This window comes from Candidatus Latescibacter sp. IFSED24 (assembly GCF_058273205.1).
The window spans coordinates 3,925,719-3,941,201 of the sequence record NZ_CM177850.1 but is presented as its reverse complement, the minus strand read 5'-3'; the positions used below and the strand labels follow the sequence as shown (position 1 = coordinate 3,941,201).

Annotated in this window: 11 protein-coding genes; 7 read left to right on the top strand and 4 right to left on the bottom strand. The window is 72.0% G+C overall.

Annotation, left to right across the window (positions count from 1 at the left end; all coding sequences use genetic code 11):
• Positions 1–14: 14 nt before the first annotated feature.
• Together IFSED24_RS15895 and IFSED24_RS15890 are read left to right on the top strand one after the other, a co-directional pair.
• The gene (locus IFSED24_RS15895; protein ID WP_491332462.1) at positions 15–476 is read left to right on the top strand and encodes a YaiI/YqxD family protein; all 462 of its coding nucleotides are present in this window, start codon (positions 15–17) and stop codon (positions 474–476) included.
• A gap of 80 nt (positions 477–556) precedes the next feature.
• Complete coding sequence (locus tag IFSED24_RS15890) at positions 557–1,609, top strand: hypothetical protein (RefSeq protein WP_491332461.1); 1,053 nt, start codon at positions 557–559, stop codon at positions 1,607–1,609.
• Positions 1,610–1,739: 130 nt separating this feature from the next.
• On the opposite strand, the gene IFSED24_RS15885 is transcribed toward IFSED24_RS15890, so the two are convergent.
• Complete coding sequence (locus IFSED24_RS15885; protein WP_491332460.1) at positions 1,740–2,972, bottom strand: NHL repeat-containing protein; 1,233 nt, start codon at positions 2,970–2,972, stop codon at positions 1,740–1,742.
• Positions 2,973–3,132: 160 nt separating this feature from the next.
• On the opposite strand from IFSED24_RS15885, the gene IFSED24_RS15880 reads away from it, so the two are divergent.
• The 4 genes from IFSED24_RS15880 to IFSED24_RS15865 all read left to right on the top strand — a co-directional run bounded on the left by IFSED24_RS15880 (position 3,133) and on the right by IFSED24_RS15865 (position 10,070).
• Positions 3,133–4,611 (top strand): sensor histidine kinase, encoded by a 1,479-nt coding sequence (locus tag IFSED24_RS15880; protein ID WP_491332459.1) that lies wholly within the window; start codon positions 3,133–3,135, stop codon positions 4,609–4,611.
• Complete coding sequence (locus IFSED24_RS15875; RefSeq protein WP_491332458.1) at positions 4,608–5,297, top strand: response regulator transcription factor; 690 nt, start codon at positions 4,608–4,610, stop codon at positions 5,295–5,297. The genes IFSED24_RS15880 and IFSED24_RS15875 overlap by 4 nt, the downstream gene beginning before the upstream one ends.
• Before the next feature lie 92 nt (positions 5,298–5,389).
• On the top strand, positions 5,390–7,327 hold the full coding sequence (locus IFSED24_RS15870; protein WP_491332457.1) for a hypothetical protein: 1,938 nt from the start codon (positions 5,390–5,392) through the stop codon (positions 7,325–7,327).
• A 61-nt stretch (positions 7,328–7,388) separates the two neighbouring features.
• Positions 7,389–10,070: a FlgD immunoglobulin-like domain containing protein gene (locus IFSED24_RS15865; RefSeq protein WP_491332456.1), complete on the top strand. Its 2,682-nt coding sequence runs from the start codon at positions 7,389–7,391 to the stop codon at positions 10,068–10,070.
• A 45-nt stretch (positions 10,071–10,115) separates the two neighbouring features.
• On the opposite strand, the gene IFSED24_RS15860 is transcribed toward IFSED24_RS15865, so the two are convergent.
• Positions 10,116–10,859: a hypothetical protein gene (locus IFSED24_RS15860; protein WP_491332455.1), complete on the bottom strand. Its 744-nt coding sequence runs from the start codon at positions 10,857–10,859 to the stop codon at positions 10,116–10,118.
• Positions 10,852–11,493, bottom strand: coding sequence for an RNA polymerase sigma factor (locus IFSED24_RS15855; RefSeq protein WP_491332454.1), 642 nt, complete (start codon positions 11,491–11,493; stop codon positions 10,852–10,854). Before IFSED24_RS15855 ends, IFSED24_RS15860 begins: the two co-directional genes overlap by 8 nt.
• Positions 11,494–11,576: 83 nt before the next feature.
• Here IFSED24_RS15855 and IFSED24_RS15850 point away from each other — a divergent pair, with 83 nt between their 5' ends.
• On the top strand, positions 11,577–14,729 hold the full coding sequence (locus tag IFSED24_RS15850; RefSeq protein WP_491332453.1) for a CHAT domain-containing protein: 3,153 nt from the start codon (positions 11,577–11,579) through the stop codon (positions 14,727–14,729).
• Here the strand turns inward: IFSED24_RS15850 and IFSED24_RS15845 are convergent.
• Positions 14,726–15,376 carry a hypothetical protein gene (locus tag IFSED24_RS15845; protein WP_491332452.1) on the bottom strand — a complete coding sequence of 217 codons (651 nt, stop codon included), beginning with the start codon at positions 15,374–15,376 and terminating at the stop codon, positions 14,726–14,728. The two genes, IFSED24_RS15850 and IFSED24_RS15845, sit on opposite strands and share 4 nt — an antisense overlap.
• Positions 15,377–15,483 lie beyond the last annotated feature (107 nt).

Sequence of the window (15,483 nt, the reverse complement as noted above, 5' to 3'; positions counted from 1 at the left end):
CTCCGGCTGCGGTCATGCTGCACATCTACGTCGACGCCGACGCCTGTCCGGTCAAGGACGAGGTCTACAAGGTGGCCCAGCGCTACGATCTGAAGGTCACCCTGGTGGCCAACAGCTTCATGCGCTTTCCCGGCGGCGGCTGGTGTGAACTGAAGGTGGTGGACAAGGGGCTCGACGAGGCCGACCGCTGGATCAGCGAGCGCGTCGAGCCCGACGACATCGTGATCACCGGCGACATCCCCCTGGCCGCCCACTGCCTCGACCGCGGCGCCCGCGTGCTCGGCCACAAGGGCCGCCCGTTCACCAGCGAGAACGTGGGCGAATCGCTGGCCACGCGGCAGCTCCTGAGCCAGCTCCGCGACCAGGGCGTCATGATGGGCGGTCCTCCTCCGTTCGCGAAGAAGGACCGCTCGCTCTTCCTGCAGAAGCTGGACGAGATGGTCAACACGATCCGGCGGGACGCCGGGGAAGGTTGATTCCGGATATCCGGTTCGCTTGACGGATTCTCCCTCCGGAAGTAAGAAGACCCTACCCACCACCAACGAGAGGACACGCCATGCAGCCCGCCCGCCTGCTATCCGCCGTCGTCCCCTTCGCGATCCTGATCGCCCTTCCCGCCCTTGGCCAGCCCTACGTAAGCGCCACCGAGGGTGCCATCGTCCCGGGCGAGACCCTGCGTATCCATGGCGCCGGCTTCGGCGCCAAGTCGCCGGCCGCGCCGCTCCTGGCCCGACAGCCCGGCACCCTCGACCTCGCCGAGGGCGACCCCATCCCGACCCGGCTCACGGATTGCGCCGACTGTGCCTGGCTCCGCGCGGGACCGCACGACGGCGCGGTCACCTACAGCACCGCCACCGGACTGCCGTCGTATCACGTCCAGGGCGCGGGCTATCTCATGCACGCGGACCTGGACGAGCCCGGTGCGGAGCGGCTCTACGTGAGCTGGCGGGTCCGCCCGTCGCGGATCCCCGACCGCGAGGTCTACTGCCGGCTGCTGCGCATCCGTACCCGGTACGACGACCAGTCGAGTTCGATCACGCTGACCCCGGACCTCCTAATCGTGACCGGCGACGAGGACCACGACGGCCAGCCCGAGTCCCCGCGCTACCTGCCGGCCGACCTGCACCTCACGCCATACGAATGGACCAGCCTCGAGCTGGCCGTCGACAGCGGCCCCGACATCACCACCGGCGGCGGCACGGTGACCGTCTGGGCCGACGGCGCGCTGGTCGCCCGGGCCAAGGACTGCTGGGCGAGCGAGCCGCTCGATCAGCTGACGATCCTCGGCTTCCACCCGGGCCGCACCGAGCTCACCGAGGACGTGGTCGTCGATATCGCGGGCGTCTACCTCGACACCTCGTTCGCGCGGGTGGTGCTCGCGGATGCGCCCCAGCGCGAGAACGCCACGCAGGCCGTGCTCCAGACACCCGTCTCCTGGAGCGATGGAGCGATCACGGTGACGGTGGACACGGGCAGCTTCACCACGGGTGAGATCGTGTGGCTATTCGTGGCCGACGCGCACGGCGATTGGTCCCACCAGGGGTGGGAACTCTACGTCGGCGAGGGCGAGGATCTCGGTCCGCCCGGAGTACCGGGCATGGTCGAATGAGCTTGGCACCACGAGGGCACGGAATCGGGGACGACGGCCTTGCTGCCGTCGTCCCCCGGGGGGCGGTCATCCCTTTATAGCAATATTGACAATGACTTAGAGCGCTCTCGGTTCCCGCGCCAGAATCAGCTCAGATCCCCGAGAGATCATAGCAGACCACCGCATAGGGTTGCGGCTCGCGATCCTCGTCCATCGGCGCCCGGCGCTGGCCGAGCCGCACCACCATGGCGCCCTCGCCGCCCACGCTGGGCGAGCTGGCCGGCGCGCCCAGCACCTCCTCGAGGACGTAGAGCCGGTCGCCGACGATGACGTAGTCGTCGTACGCGGGGTCGAAGTCCGCGCCCAGGGCGACGCGCTTGACCAGGCGACCGTCGCCGTCGAACACGTCGAACGCGCCCACCGCGCCGGCGGGCCGATCGCGGTCGCCGCGGCTGCTGGCCACCCACAGGGTGCCGTCGGGGCGCGGGTGGAGCCGGTCGATGTCGCGACGATTGGGCTCGATCTCGCCGAACGCGGCGGCATCCACGTGGGCCATGACGCCCGCCCGGTCCGCCTCGATCCGGGCGATCTCCTCGGCGGTGCGCCGGACGTGCTCGTAGGCCACGGCGAGCACGCGCTCCAGCGTGCCGTCGGGCGCGTAGACCTCGATCTCGTAGGCGTCGGCGCGCGGCGCCACGTAGACGCGACCGTCGGCGCTCACGGCCCAGAACCGGGTGAAGTCCTCGGCGGCGTTGGCGGCCACCGCGGCCCGGCCGCCCGACACCTGCATCTGCTCGCCCTGCTCCTTGAACACCACCCGCGGCGTACCGTCGAGGCCCAGACTCTGCAGCCGGGTCACCGAGGACATGCCCTCGTCGCTCATGGTCATGGCCGACGAGCAGACGTAGACCCACTCGGCCGCCGCGTCGGCCTGCAGCAGGATCTGCATACCGCCGTCGCCCGGCAGGACCACCGGCTCACCGGGCTCGCCCGACGGGAGCAAGGTGATGATCCGGCCCGGCATGACCTGCGAGACGCCCACCCGGCCGTCGCCGAGCACCAGGCAGTCCTCGGGGTTGCGGAACTCGCCCGGACCGTCGCCCTCGCGGCCCAGGGTGCCCAGCGGCTCGCCCGCGGGGCCGACCACGCGCACGGTATGGAAGCTGAGGTCCAGCAGGTAGCTGCGGCCGTCGCGATCGCAGGCCACATCGCCGATCTCGCCCAGGATGTCGCCGTCGTCCTCGTCGTCGGTGATGCGCCACAGCGGCGCGACGTCCACCGTCTCCACCGGCGAGTCCGGGTCGTAAACGCTATCGATCCGGGGTGGTTCGGCAGCGGCGGCCAGCGAGGCGGCGAGCAGGACGGTCAGGATCAGGGGGCGCATGGGAAGTCCTCCGGGGTTGAGAGCGGACAGGTCTCGTTCACCTGACAACCTACGCGCCGCCCGGCCCCGGGTTGGGTCAAGGGATGTGAAGCGGTGTTAAGAGATGTGAACGCGGCGATGGGCGCTGAACATCCCCCGCGCCATGTCGTATCATGCCCCCATGGAACTCACCCGCCGCACCGTCGCCGTCCTGACCACGCTGCTGGCCGTCTCGCTGATCGGCCTGGTGGTGCTGCAGGCCGTCCTCCTCGACGGCGCCCGCCGTCAGAAGGACCAGGCCTTCGCCGCCGCCGCCCACGCCGCGCTGGCGCGCGTCGCCGACCAGCTCGACCAGGGCGAGGTCCGCCGGCATGTCGCCGCACGCTTCGGCGGCCCCGGCGACGCCCTCGAGCGTTTCTTCCGCTTCCCCGGCGACACCACCGGCGCCACGCCGCTGCACGTCATCCAGATCGCGGACACCAGCCGCCTCTGGGTCTCCCCCGACACCATCACCGCCACCGTGCTGCGCGACTCGAGCGCCGCCGGCAAGTCCCGGCTCGTCCGCCAGATCCTCCTCGACCTCTCGGGCCAGGCGCACCGCCCGGTGACCGAACGTCTCGCCGCCGCCACCCTCGACTCGCTCCTACACGAGGCTCTCGCCGACGCCGGCCTGCCCACCGCCGCCGACTACGGCATCGCCCCCGCGGGCGGCGGCGAGCTCCTGCTCCGTTCACCCGGCGCCGACGCCGCCGTCCTCGCCGCCTCCCCCTTCCGCACCCGCCTCTTCCCCACCGACTTCTTCGCCCCGGCCAACGACCTGGTGGTCCACTTCCCCGGCCGCGCCGCCTGGACCTGGCGCCAGCTCGCGCCGCTCCTGGCGGGGTCGGTGATCCTGACCGCGCTGGTCATCGCCTGCGCCGTGGTCGCCCTGCGCACCATCGTGGCCCAGCGCCGGTTCGCCCGCGAGCTGGTGACCTTCGTCGACAACCTCACCCACGAGTTCAAGACCCCGCTGGCCACCATGGCCCTGGCCAGCGAGGCCCTCGCGCGCGACGACGTCCGCCGCGAGCCCGGCACTCTCGAACGCTACACCGGCATGATCGGCGACGAGGTGGGCCGCCTGCGCGAGCACATCGACCGCATCCTACAGCTCGCCCACCTCGAACGGGCCCCCGTGGCCCTCGACCGCGTGCCCATGGACACCCACGAGGTGCTGGCCCCCGTGCTCGACGGCTTCGAGCTCCAGGCCGCCGCCCGCGGCGGCCGCCTCCAGCGACACCTCGCCGCCCCGCGCGCGGTGGTCCTGGCCGACCCGGTCCATCTGGCCGGCATGGTGAGCAACCTGCTCGACAACGCGGTCAAGTACTCGCCCGCCGCGCCCGAGGTGGCGCTCGACACAACCAGCACGGACGGCCACCTCGCCATCACCGTGGCCGACCGCGGCTGCGGCATCGCGCCCCGCGACCGCCAGCGCGTCTTCGAGCGCTACTTCCGCTGCCAGCGCGGCGACCGCCACGACGTCAAGGGCTTCGGGCTGGGCCTCAGCTACGTCCGCCTGATGGCCGCCGCCCACGGCGGCACCGTGACGCTGGACGCGCGGCCCGGCGGCGGCACCGTGGCCACCCTCGTCCTGCCGCTGGCCGGGGAGGTCGACTCGTGACCGCGCGCCCACCCATCCTGCTGCTCGAGGACGACCCCAACCTGGGCCTGATCATCCGCGAGTCGCTCGAGCGCGAGGGCTTCCCGGTGACCCTGTGCGCCGACGGCGAGGCCGGCCTCGCGGCGCTCGACGAACAGGCGTTCGGCCTCTGCCTGGTCGACGTCATGATGCCCCGGCTCGACGGCTTCGACTTCGCTCGCCGCCTCGCCGAGCGCCCCGACCGGCCGCCCTTCGTCTTCATCACCGCCAAGTCGCTGAGCGAGCACAAGGTGGCGGGCTTCCGCCTCGGCTGCGACGACTACCTCACCAAGCCGTTCTCCATGGAGGAGCTGCTGGTGCGCCTGGAGGCGGTGCTGGCGCGGCACGGCGCGGCGCCGGACACAGCCGGCAACGCCTACCGCCTCGGCCGCTACCGCTTCGACCCGCAGCGCGACGTCCTCGTCCTCGACGATCAGGAGCACGCGCTCACCACCCGCGAGAGCGAGCTGCTGGCGCTGCTCTGCCAGTACCGCGGGCGCGTCCTCGAGCGCTCCACCGCGCTGCGCCGGATCTGGGGCGCCGACACCTACCACTCGGGCCGCAGCATGGACGTGTTCGTGTCGCGGCTGCGCAAGCACCTGGCCGCCGATCCCGAGGTGGAGATCCGGACGGTGCACGGCCGGGGGTTCCGGCTGCTGGCGCCTTGATCGCACACGCGGGACCGGTATAGTCTGCGGACGACCGACCACCTCCGGAGGGAGCGCCCGTGCCGCCAGTCCCACCCGCGATCGCCCGCCTCGTGTCCAGGCTTCCCGCCTGGAGCGGCCTCGCCGCCCTGCTCGCCGTCCTCGTCCTGCCGCTGCTCGTGGTCGGCGTCCGCGAGCTCGCCCACCCCGCGGCCCGCGCCATGCCCGCCGCCGACGCCGCCATCATCGAGCTCGAGCTGGCGCAGGTCCCCGCGCACTGGCCCACCACCGGCGCCTACAGCCGCTTCGAGTTCCACCACCCCGGCCCCGCCGGCACCTACCTCCTGCTGCCCTGGTATCTCCTCGGCCTGCGGCACTCGGTGGCGGTGAACGTGGGCGCCCTCGTGCTCAACCTGCTGGCCCTGGCGGTCCTGCTCCTCCTCCTGCGCCCGACCACCACGCGCGCTGCGCTGGCCGCGGTCGTGATCGGCCTTTTGACCCTGCGCTACCTGGGTTCCCCGCTCGTGACCAGCCCCTGGGGACCCTACCAGTGCCTCCTCCCACTGTTCGCCATGTTCGCCCTCACGGCCCGCTTCGACCGCCGGGATCCCGGTTCCTGGCTCGCAGCCGCGTTGCTGGGCGGGATCCTGATCCAGCTCCACGTCCTCTTCGTGCCGGTGTGTTCGCTGCTGCTCCTGGTGGGTGTGCTCGTGCCGGGCGGGCGCGGCCTGGCGCTCGGTCACCGCTGGCTCTGGACCCTGGGCGGTCTGGCGCTCCTCTGCTGGCTGCCGGTGCTCGCTGACCTCGCCCGCGGCAGCGAATCCAACGCCATGGACCTCGTCCGCTTCTTCCGCAAGCCGTACGTCCTCGAGGAGCCGTCGCTACGATTCCTGCTGGGGGCGCAGGCGGTGGCGGCGCTGCCGCTGGCCCTGGCTGGCGCCATGGCGTCGCCGTTCCCCGGCCGCGCCCACGCCGCCTGGGCGCCGGCCGACTCGGCCGCGGTGTGGCTCGCCCTGCTCGCCCAGATCGTCCTGGGCGGCTGGCTCGTGGTCGGCCTGTGCCGGCGCCGGGACGAGTCGCCGGGCTGCCGGCTGGTCCTCGCCGCGCTGGTCGTCCTGGTCTGGGGCCTCTTCTCGGTGCTGCGCATCCGCGGCCCGGTGTTCCCCTACATCCTGGCCTGGCTCACTCCGGCCACGGCGCTCCTCTGGGCCGTGGGGCTGTGGCGCGGTCTCGAATCGGTGTGGCGGTGGCGCCCTGCCCGGTCGCTCGCGTTGGTGGCGGGCCTGGTGGTGGCGGGCTGGGCTCTGACCGGCTTCCTGGCCGACGACCGGGAGAGCCGCGCCGAGTTGCCGCTCGCCAAGGGCCGCACCGCGGCGGCGCTGGCCGATCGGATCCTCGCGGCCGAGCCCGGCCTGCGCGACACCGGGGTCCACATCGCCCGCGCCGACCGCGAGCTCTGGTCCATTCTCTCGGGCCTCCTGCTGCAACTGCGCAAGGCCGGGGTGGAGGCCACCGTCTGCCACGATTTCGGACTCATGATCCCGCCGGCCTACCTGGACGTGCTGCCCGACCGTCCCGCGCTCCTGCTCACCCGCGAGGGCGCGGCCGCCGCGGACCTGCCACTCGTGGACGAGGTCGACGGAGTGCAGGTGCGGCAGGTGAGCGTGGACTCCGAATACGCGAGCCTGGCGTTCGGCTCGGGCTGGGATCCGCCAGCGAGCTGGGGACGCATGTTGCGCGCGCGCGAGGGGCAACTGGTGGCGCTGGTCCCGGGGGACGCCACCTTGCGGCTGGAGGTGTCCAACTCGAAGGAGATGATCGACGGACAGGTGCTGACGGTGGTGGAGAACGGGCGCGCGGTGTGGTCGGGAGAGATCGAGATCCAGCCGTGGCACTGGACCGCGCTGGAGATCCCGCTGGCCGCGGTCCCGGGAGACGGGCGGCGGGATATCCGGTTCGTATGCGAACGCGTCTATCCCATCGGCGACGCACGGGTGCGGCCCGTGGCACTGCCGGTACGGGAAGTGAGGATTAGACGTTCCCTTCCGTGACGCACCGCCGCGCTGAACGTCCAATATCACAACCCCATAGCCCTCCCCAAGGAGCCCCGCCATGAAACTCCTCCTCGCCCTCATGGCCCTGCTCGTCGCATTGAGCCCGCCCGCGTCCGCCGACGATTCGCTCTGGTCCCGCAGCTTCGCCGCCTTCGGCCTCGGCTACCAGAACACATCCGGCACGGTCTACGCCCTCGGCTACCGCGACGGCAACCTCTACGTGGCCGGCCTCTTCGACCGCGTCGGCACGGTCCCCGCCAGCAACATCGCGCGTTACGACGGTTACCAGTGGCACGCCCTGGACGAGGGGGTCGACGGCGAGGTCTACGACATGGTGGTCCTCGACCAGGCCGTCTACGTCTGCGGCAACTTCAGCTCGGCCGGCGGCCAGCCAGCGGCCGGCATCGCCCGCTGGCACGATGGGAACTGGTACAGCCTGGGCGACGGCGGACCCAACGGCATGGTCTACTGCCTCGAGTACGATCTGGGGATCCTGTACGCCGGCGGCAACTTCACCATGATGGGCGACGTGTCCACCGGCCGGGTGGCCGGGTGGAACGGCGTCGAATGGGCCCAGGCCGCCAGCAACAACCTCACGTTCCAGGGCTGGGACTACGGGACCGTGTACAGCCTCGAGGTGTTCGGCGGCGAGCTCTGGGCCGGCGGCGACTTCGACTACGCCCACCCCCACACCATGCCCTACCTGGCCTACATGTTCGAGGATCGCTGGACCGCGCCCGGCACCGGGGTCGGCTTCGACGACCGGGTCGAACGGCTACGGTCGGGCGGTTCCACGCTCTGGGTGATGGGGCGGTTCCAGACGGTGGAGGGCGAGGACAGCCCCCTCCTGGCCAAGGCCTACCTCAGTCATGAACTGTACCCGTTCACCGACACGCTGCCCGGCGGCTGGGTCCGTGACATCATCCCCTACGACCACAGCTTCGTGCTGGCCACCGACCAGACGGTTCGCTTGCACACCGTCGACGGCTGGAGTTCGCCCTACGACACCCTCGCCAACGTCCGGGTCCTCGACGAGTTCGCCACCTCCATCTACGCCGGCGGCCACTTCACCGAGGGCATCGGCTACGGCGACGGCCTGGCGCGCTGGGACGGCGACGGCTGGCGCCACGTGGGCGGCGGCCTGGCCTCCACCGCCGAGGCTCGCGCCTACGTGAGCGCCTTCACCTCCCATGACGGCGACCTCATCGCCGGCGGCTATTTCAATCTCGAGTCCATGAGCCCCGAGGTCCCGCACTGCTACAACGTGGGCCGCTACGACGGTCGCCACTGGCTGCCGCTCAGCCGCGGCTTCACCGACGAGGTCCTCGACCTCGCGGTCTTCCAGGGCCAGCTCCACGCCGCGGGCGGGTTCGAGACCTCGGGCGGCGTGCCCATCGGCCACCTCGCGCGCTGGGACGGCGAGGCCTGGCAACCGGTGGGCGGCGGCAACGGTATCGACGGCACGGTCAACGCCCTGGTGATCCACGACGGCCTGCTCATCGCCGGCGGCTCGTTCAACAGCGCCGGCGGCGTGCCCTGCGACGACCTCGTCTCCTGGGATGGCGCCACCTTCGCCGTCCTCGGCCTGGGCCAGATGGAGGGCGGCACGGTGACCGCCATGGCCTCCCATGACGGCGACCTCTACATCGCCGGCTACTTCTCGGCCCTCGACGGCGTTCCGGCCAACCGCGTGGCGCGCTGGGACGGGTCCAGCTGGCACGCGCTGGGCGACGGACTGGACGGACAGATCCGTGCCCTCGCCTCGTACGGCGGTCAGCTCTGGGCCGGCCGCCGCTTCTACGTCACGGGCGAGGAGGTGGTGGCGCTCTCGCGCTGGGACGGCGACCAGTGGCACGACGCCGGCACCTTCGTGGGTTCCGACGACCTCACCGAGGTGGCCACGCTGCTCGCCGGGTCGGCGGGCCTGGTGGTGGGCGGCGCCTTCGACACCGTCGATGGTCTGACCGTCAACAACGCGGCGCTGTGGACCGGCGCCGCCTGGGAGTCCTTCGGCAGCGGCGTCTCGGGCGGCTTCTGGTACACCGGGGTCCGCGCGCTGCACGTCCACGACGAGCGCCTTTTTCTAGGCGGCGACTTCACCCGGGCCGGCGGCTACGCCTCGGTGAGCCTCGCCCGCTGGAACGAGACCATGACTCCGGTCTTCCTGCAGCGGTTCTCGGCCCGGAGCCTGGACGGCGGGCTCGGGCCCGCGGTGCGACTGGACTGGAACGCCGCCACCGGCGGCGGCCCGGCCGAGTTCCGGCTCACCGCCGCACGCGCCGGCGGCGAATCCTGGGACGTGCCTTGCCTGCCAGCGGGCGAGGGCGCCTGGTGCGCGATGGATCGCGCGGCCCCTCTCGCTGGCGGCGGCGAGGTCACCTATCTCCTCGCCGGCCGCGAGGCGGACGAGGCGTGGGCCGAGGTGGGGCGGCGCACGGTCACGGTCGAGCGCGCGAGCGCCTGGCAGCGACCGCAGCTCGCCGTGGCGCCGAACCCGGCCAACCCGCGCACGAGCATCGAGCTCTGGCTGCCGCGGACCGGTGACGTGGAACTGAGCGTGTACGACCTGCGCGGACGGCTGGTCGCCCGACTGCTCGACGGCGCGCTGGCGGCAGGCCGGCGGACCGTGACCTGGGATGGTCGCGACGACGGCGGCCGCGAGGCGGCGTCGGGCGTCTACCTGGTGCAGGTGCGCCACGCCGCGGGCGTGGTGACCCAGCGGGTGGCGCTGGTCAGATGAGATCAGGCGGCCACCTCACCAACGAGGTGGCCGCCTCCCGACGGTTCACTGGAACGATCGTCGCGGACGCCGTCCGAGGAGCAGCCCCCCGATGATCGCCATCCCCCCCGCCAGGACGATCGCGCGCGCCAGCAGCGAACCGGAGCGGACCCGGTAGCGCACGAACTGATCGAACCGTCCGGTGCGGAACGTGCTGCGGATCCTCCCCGCGGGCGCCACGTGCGCCGGGATCGGCGCCACGGACACCCGGAAACGTTCCCCCACCGGCAGCGGTCGATCCTCGGGGATGCGCACCACGGGACCCTCCGACCTCGTGGTCCACTCGTAGTCGCCGCCGACCGACCGGACGGTCACCTCGTAGGCCGTGGCGCCGTCCAGCGCGGTCCAGTTGATGTGCGGGCGCCCACCGGAGACGATCTCTTCCGCCAGTGGCCGCTCGATAGCGGGCTGGTCGACACCGCTGCGTGTCACTCCCACCCCGCCCCCAGAATGGGGCGGCAGGACGAGCAGCAGCGCCAGGCCGGCCGCCAGGGCCGCCACCCCGGACCGCGTGAGGATCCGGGGCCAGCGGACGCCCGCTCCTCGCGCAGGAGGGAGCGTCAACTCCCCCCTGCGTAACCCGTCCACCAGCTCGGTGTCCACCGCGCGCTGCAGACGGCAAGCCGCGCAGAACGTGCAATGGATCCGGAGTCGCTCCCTCACCGACGGCTCAGTGTCCGGATCGTCGAGGCGCCATAGCTCCCCACCGAGCTCGGGATCGATGCATTCGAGATCCCATCGATCAGTCATGCTCGGTTCCTCCCCCTGTCGATCTCTCCCGCCAATCCCTGACACCGGAACGTCCCGCCCAGGTTTCCTGTAAGAACTTTTTAAGGCGTCGCAGACATTTCTCGCGACGGTAGTAGACGCCCTGCACCGTGCCCAGGCCCAGGCGCGCGCGGACCATCTCTGTGGGCAGCTCCTCGAGGTAGAGCGCCGCGAGCAAGTCGCGGCAATCGGCGGAGACGCGCGACAGCGCGCGCTGCAGCGCATCACGGCGCTCGGCGGCCTCCAGCTCGTCCAGCGCCGACCTTGCGGGGTCGGCCAGCCAGCCGGCCAGCGATTCGACCCCGGCCCGGGGCCGCCGCCGTCGCCAGCGTAGCAGGTCGCGGCACCGGTTGCGGGCGATGGTCACCGCCAGCCGCACCAGGTCGCCCTCGAACTCGACATCGCGCGCCAGGTATTGCATGGTGGCCACCAGCGATTCCTGAACCACGTCGTCGGCCTCGTGGTCGGCCGCGCCCAGGAGCCGCGCCACATCGCGCGCCACGGGGGGCCGCAGACCGTCCAGCAGACGATCGGCGGCGCCCGGTTCTCCGCGCCGGTAGGCCCGGAGATCGGGTTCGCGGTCGCCGGGGGACGTGGAGCCTGAGGTCTGGTGCATGGGCGGACCAATGGAAGGGACTGCAGCCGGCAGCTTGCGGACGCGGGCGACACTGCCGGTGCCGAGCATCGAGGTGAACCTAGATGGTACAGAGCATCAAAACCCCTGTCCACCGGCTAGCTCTGTTCGCCTTCCTGCTGGCGCTGACCGGCGTGCTGGCGGGCTGCGGCCCGGACGAGCCGGCCCTCGAGACGCTCCCCCGCCACCTGCTCTCGCCCGCCGTGCGCGACGCGGTCGAACTCCAGGAACGCCTGCTGGCCACCGATTCGCCGCCCGCCCCTGCCGCCGCCGACGTCCGCGCCTACTTCGACCTCCGCGAGGCGCTCCAGAACGCCCGCACCCGCGCCGTCGCCGCCGACACCTTCTTCGCGCTCTGGGCCGCCGAACCCGAGCACTTCCTCTGGATCGAGGTCGCTTGCCTGCGCCAGGACCAGCTCCAGGATCCCGACCGCTTCGACCGTCTCTACGACCGCGCCGCCGGCCAGGACACCACCCGCGCGGTGGCTCACTATCTCCACGCCCGCTACTGGTGGGGCTGGGAACCCGGCGCCGAGCAGCGTTTCTACGCCGCCGCAGCCGCCGACAGCGCCGCGAACCAGCTCGACTCCCTGCAGCGGCTCTGGCTCGAGTCGCGGCTGGCGCTGACCGAGAGCCTGGCCGGCGACCACCTGGCCGCCCTGGTGCGCCTCGAGAGCAGCCTCGCAACGGCCTGGCAGGTGGGCGGGCTGCCGCTGGCCGCCGCCTGGTGGCGCGACATCAGCGTCTACAGCCGCAACCTCGGCCGCCTCGACGACGCGCTCCAGGCCGCGCTGGTGGCCACCGAGCTGGCCCGTCGCGACGGCCACACCATCCTGGAGATCCGCAGCCGGCTCGCCGCCGGGCGCGTGCACGAAGTGCGCTGCGAATTCGCCTCGGCACAGTCGGTCTACCAGGCGGTGGAGGAACTGGCCCGGACCCACGACCACGTCCGCTGGCAGCGCGAAGCCCTCGAGCAGCAGGCCGAGGTCGCCGGCGCCCTGGGCCGCTGGCACGACGCCCTCGGCCTGCACCGTCGCGCCCTCGACTTCGCCCTCGCCCACGCCGACACCGGCGCCGCCATCACCGATTGCTTCCTGCTGAGCAACGACCACCGCCACCTCGGACGGCTCGACTCGACCCGGGTCTGGCTCGACCGCGCCGCCCACCTCGACACGGTCGGCACGCCCCGGGGCCGCCAGGACCAGGTCGCCATGTTCTGGGTCGGCTACTTCAGCCAGCTCGGCCAGTTCGCCCGCGCCGATTCGATCCGCACCGCGCTGGGCGACGACCTCGATCCCGAGCTGGAGCGGGTGATCGTGCTCGAGCAGATCGAGGAGAGCCTGGATTCCGGCCGGCCCGACCGTGTCTACCGCCTCCTCGATCGGGCCCGCCGGAACCCTGCGTTCCTCGTGCGCCAGGGCACCTACGACCCGCGCCTGGACCTGGCCCACCTCGCCGCCCGCTTCCACGCCAGCCAGGGCGAGTTCGCCGAGGCCGACCGGGAACTCACGCTGGCCGCCGGGTGCATCGAGGCCGGCAGCACACTCTTCGCCCGCTTCGATCACGAACTCACGTGCGGCCGGGTGGCCGAGCTGGCAGGCGACCCGCAAGCCGCCGCCACGCGCTACCGCCAGGCCCTCGCCCTGGCCCGTGAGCTGGGCGACCCCAACCTCCTGAACCGTGGCCGCGTCCGCCTGGGCCAGGTCCTCGTCCGCCTCGGCGAACTCGATGAGGCCCGCGCGCTCTTCGCCGGGACCCGCGATGTCCCCGAGTACTGGACCCGCCTGGCGTCGACCTTGCTGCTGGGCATGACCGAGGCGGCCGCAGGCGATTTCGGACAGGCGCTCGCGCAGCTGGACGCCGCTCAGGACATCCTCCGCCCCGACGCGCCGCGCGACCTGCGCGCCCGCCTCCAGCTCGAGCGTGGCCGCGCGCTGGCCGCACTCGACCGTCCCGAGGCGGCCCTGACCGCGCTGCGGTCGGTGGCGCTGGATCCGGGTCGCACCCGACGCGAGTCCAACCACGAGATCCTCCGGGCCTTCAACCGCCCGCTCCACCGCGAGGTGGCCGAGGCCACCATCGCCATCCTGCACGACCATCCGCGTCTCGCCGGCCGCCCGGGCGCCGCCCTGGAGACTCTCGCCGCCGCCGAGGCCGCCCGCTGGCGCCTGGATCCCGACGGCCCCGAACCCACCGCGGCGCAACTCGCCGACCTCGATCTCGCCACGGGCACGGCCGCCGCCTGCTTCTTCCTGGGCGAGTCGCGTTCGTTCGCCTGGTACGGCACGGCCTCGGGCTGGTCGCTCCACGAGATCGCCGACCCCACCGCGCTCCAGCACCTCGCCGAGGGCGTCCTGACCGATACCGAGGCGCCCGACCGTCCGGTCCAGCGCGCCGACACCGCCCGCCTCGCCCAGCTCCTGCTCTCTCCGATCCTCGACGTCTGGCAACCCGGACACGCGCTGCTCGTCGCGGCCCCAGGCGCCCTCGCCGCCATCCCCTGGCCCGCCCTGTCCCTGGGTCCCGACGAGCTGGTGGTGGACCGCGGCCCGGTCATCCACCTCGCCAGCCTGACCACCCTGGCCCGCCACGCCCGCACGCCCGACGGCTCCCTACTCGCCGTGGGCGTGAACGCCAGCGGCGAAGACCCCGCCCTCGCCCACGCCGAGGCCGAGGCCCGGGCGGTGGCCGCGCTCTGGCCCGGCGGCGAGTCCACGGTGCTCACGGGCGACCACGCCAGCTGGCCGGCGCTCCAGCAGCTCGACCTCGCGGCCTACCGCGTGCTGCATATCGCCAGCCACACGCGTGTGAGCGAGGGTCTGCCTGGCCAAGCCACCTTGCGGCTGGCCGCAGCCGGCTCGTCCCAGCCCCTGACCATCCCCGAGGTGAGCGAACTGCACCTGGATGCCGCGCTGGTCTTCTTGTCGTGTTGCGAGGGATCCGGCGTGGGCCACGCCACCGGTTCGGGTCTGGACAGTTTCGCCCGTGCGTTCCTGCGCGCCGGCGCCGGGTCGGTGATCGCCAGCACCCACCGCATCGACGACCGTGCCGCCCGCGAACTCGCGCTCCTCTTCTACCAGCACTGGCTGGCAGGCAAGGACAGGGCGGCCTCGCTCCAGGCCGCCCAGTCCGATCTCCGTCACCTGCACCCCGAGTGGCAGCACCCCTTCTACTGGGGGCATTACCAGCTACACGCCGTGCTGGCGGCCGGCCCCTAGTCGTCCCCCGGGATCTGCCGGTCGGCCACGTACTTCTGGCGCCGTTCCGGCCGTTCGTCCGCGGTGAGGTAGAGGACGCAGGGCGGCGTGCTCCAGGGCGGCATGGGCGTCGGTCCGAAGTGGAAGCGGTCGAACTCCACCTCGCTGCTCATGCCGTCGTTCAGGAGGCGGTAGGTGCTATGGTGCGGCAGATAGTCGTTCTCGTCGTACCAGGAATGCGGATAGACCGCCACAGTGATCGCCGTGCTCCGCGGCTGGTTGTCGATCATGAAGAGCGAGGCGTCGTCGATGACGTTGGTCTCGTTGGCGGGGATCAGGATCGTCATGGAGACCGGGGGCTCCCCGACGAACCGGGCGTCGCCCGGCACCGTGACCACCACGTCCCAGCCCTCGGGCCAGTCGTCGGGATGGAAGGTGACGCAGTCGCCCGAGCGGTTGAAGGTGATGGGGTATTCCTTCCAGGTCTGATCGTCGAAATCGGCCCAGAGGGCATCGAGGAAATCCTGGTCGATGGGCAGGGTCTGTCCGCCCGCCTTGGCGACATCGACGGCCGCCGGCTCGGTGGGCGCGGTGGAATCGTCACTGCAGCCGGCCAGCAGCAGGCCGGCCAGGATCGAGAGGACGAGGAACGGACGCAGGGTGCGCATGTCGGTCTCTCCTTGGGATGGGCGTCAGGAGATGGGTTGCGGACGGCGGGAACGCGAGTCGCCTCCGGTAGAGACGGAACGTCGCCGGATGGGGAATTGTAAGAGAT

Excerpts from the sequence above, each read along its gene's own strand:
- IFSED24_RS15865 (WP_491332456.1), top strand. The coding sequence starts at position 7,389 with ATGAAACTCCTCCTCGCCCTCATGGCCCTGCTCGTCGCATTGAGCCCG.
- IFSED24_RS15845 (WP_491332452.1), bottom strand. The coding sequence starts at position 15,376 with ATGCGCACCCTGCGTCCGTTCCTCGTCCTCTCGATCCTGGCCGGCCTG.
- IFSED24_RS15860 (WP_491332455.1), bottom strand. The coding sequence starts at position 10,859 with ATGACTGATCGATGGGATCTCGAATGCATCGATCCCGAGCTCGGTGGG.
- IFSED24_RS15850 (WP_491332453.1), top strand. The coding sequence starts at position 11,577 with ATGGTACAGAGCATCAAAACCCCTGTCCACCGGCTAGCTCTGTTCGCC.
- IFSED24_RS15880 (WP_491332459.1), top strand. The coding sequence starts at position 3,133 with ATGGAACTCACCCGCCGCACCGTCGCCGTCCTGACCACGCTGCTGGCC.
- IFSED24_RS15885 (WP_491332460.1), bottom strand. The coding sequence starts at position 2,972 with ATGCGCCCCCTGATCCTGACCGTCCTGCTCGCCGCCTCGCTGGCCGCC.
- IFSED24_RS15895 (WP_491332462.1), top strand. The coding sequence starts at position 15 with ATGCTGCACATCTACGTCGACGCCGACGCCTGTCCGGTCAAGGACGAG.
- IFSED24_RS15855 (WP_491332454.1), bottom strand. The coding sequence starts at position 11,493 with ATGCACCAGACCTCAGGCTCCACGTCCCCCGGCGACCGCGAACCCGAT.
- IFSED24_RS15890 (WP_491332461.1), top strand. The coding sequence starts at position 557 with ATGCAGCCCGCCCGCCTGCTATCCGCCGTCGTCCCCTTCGCGATCCTG.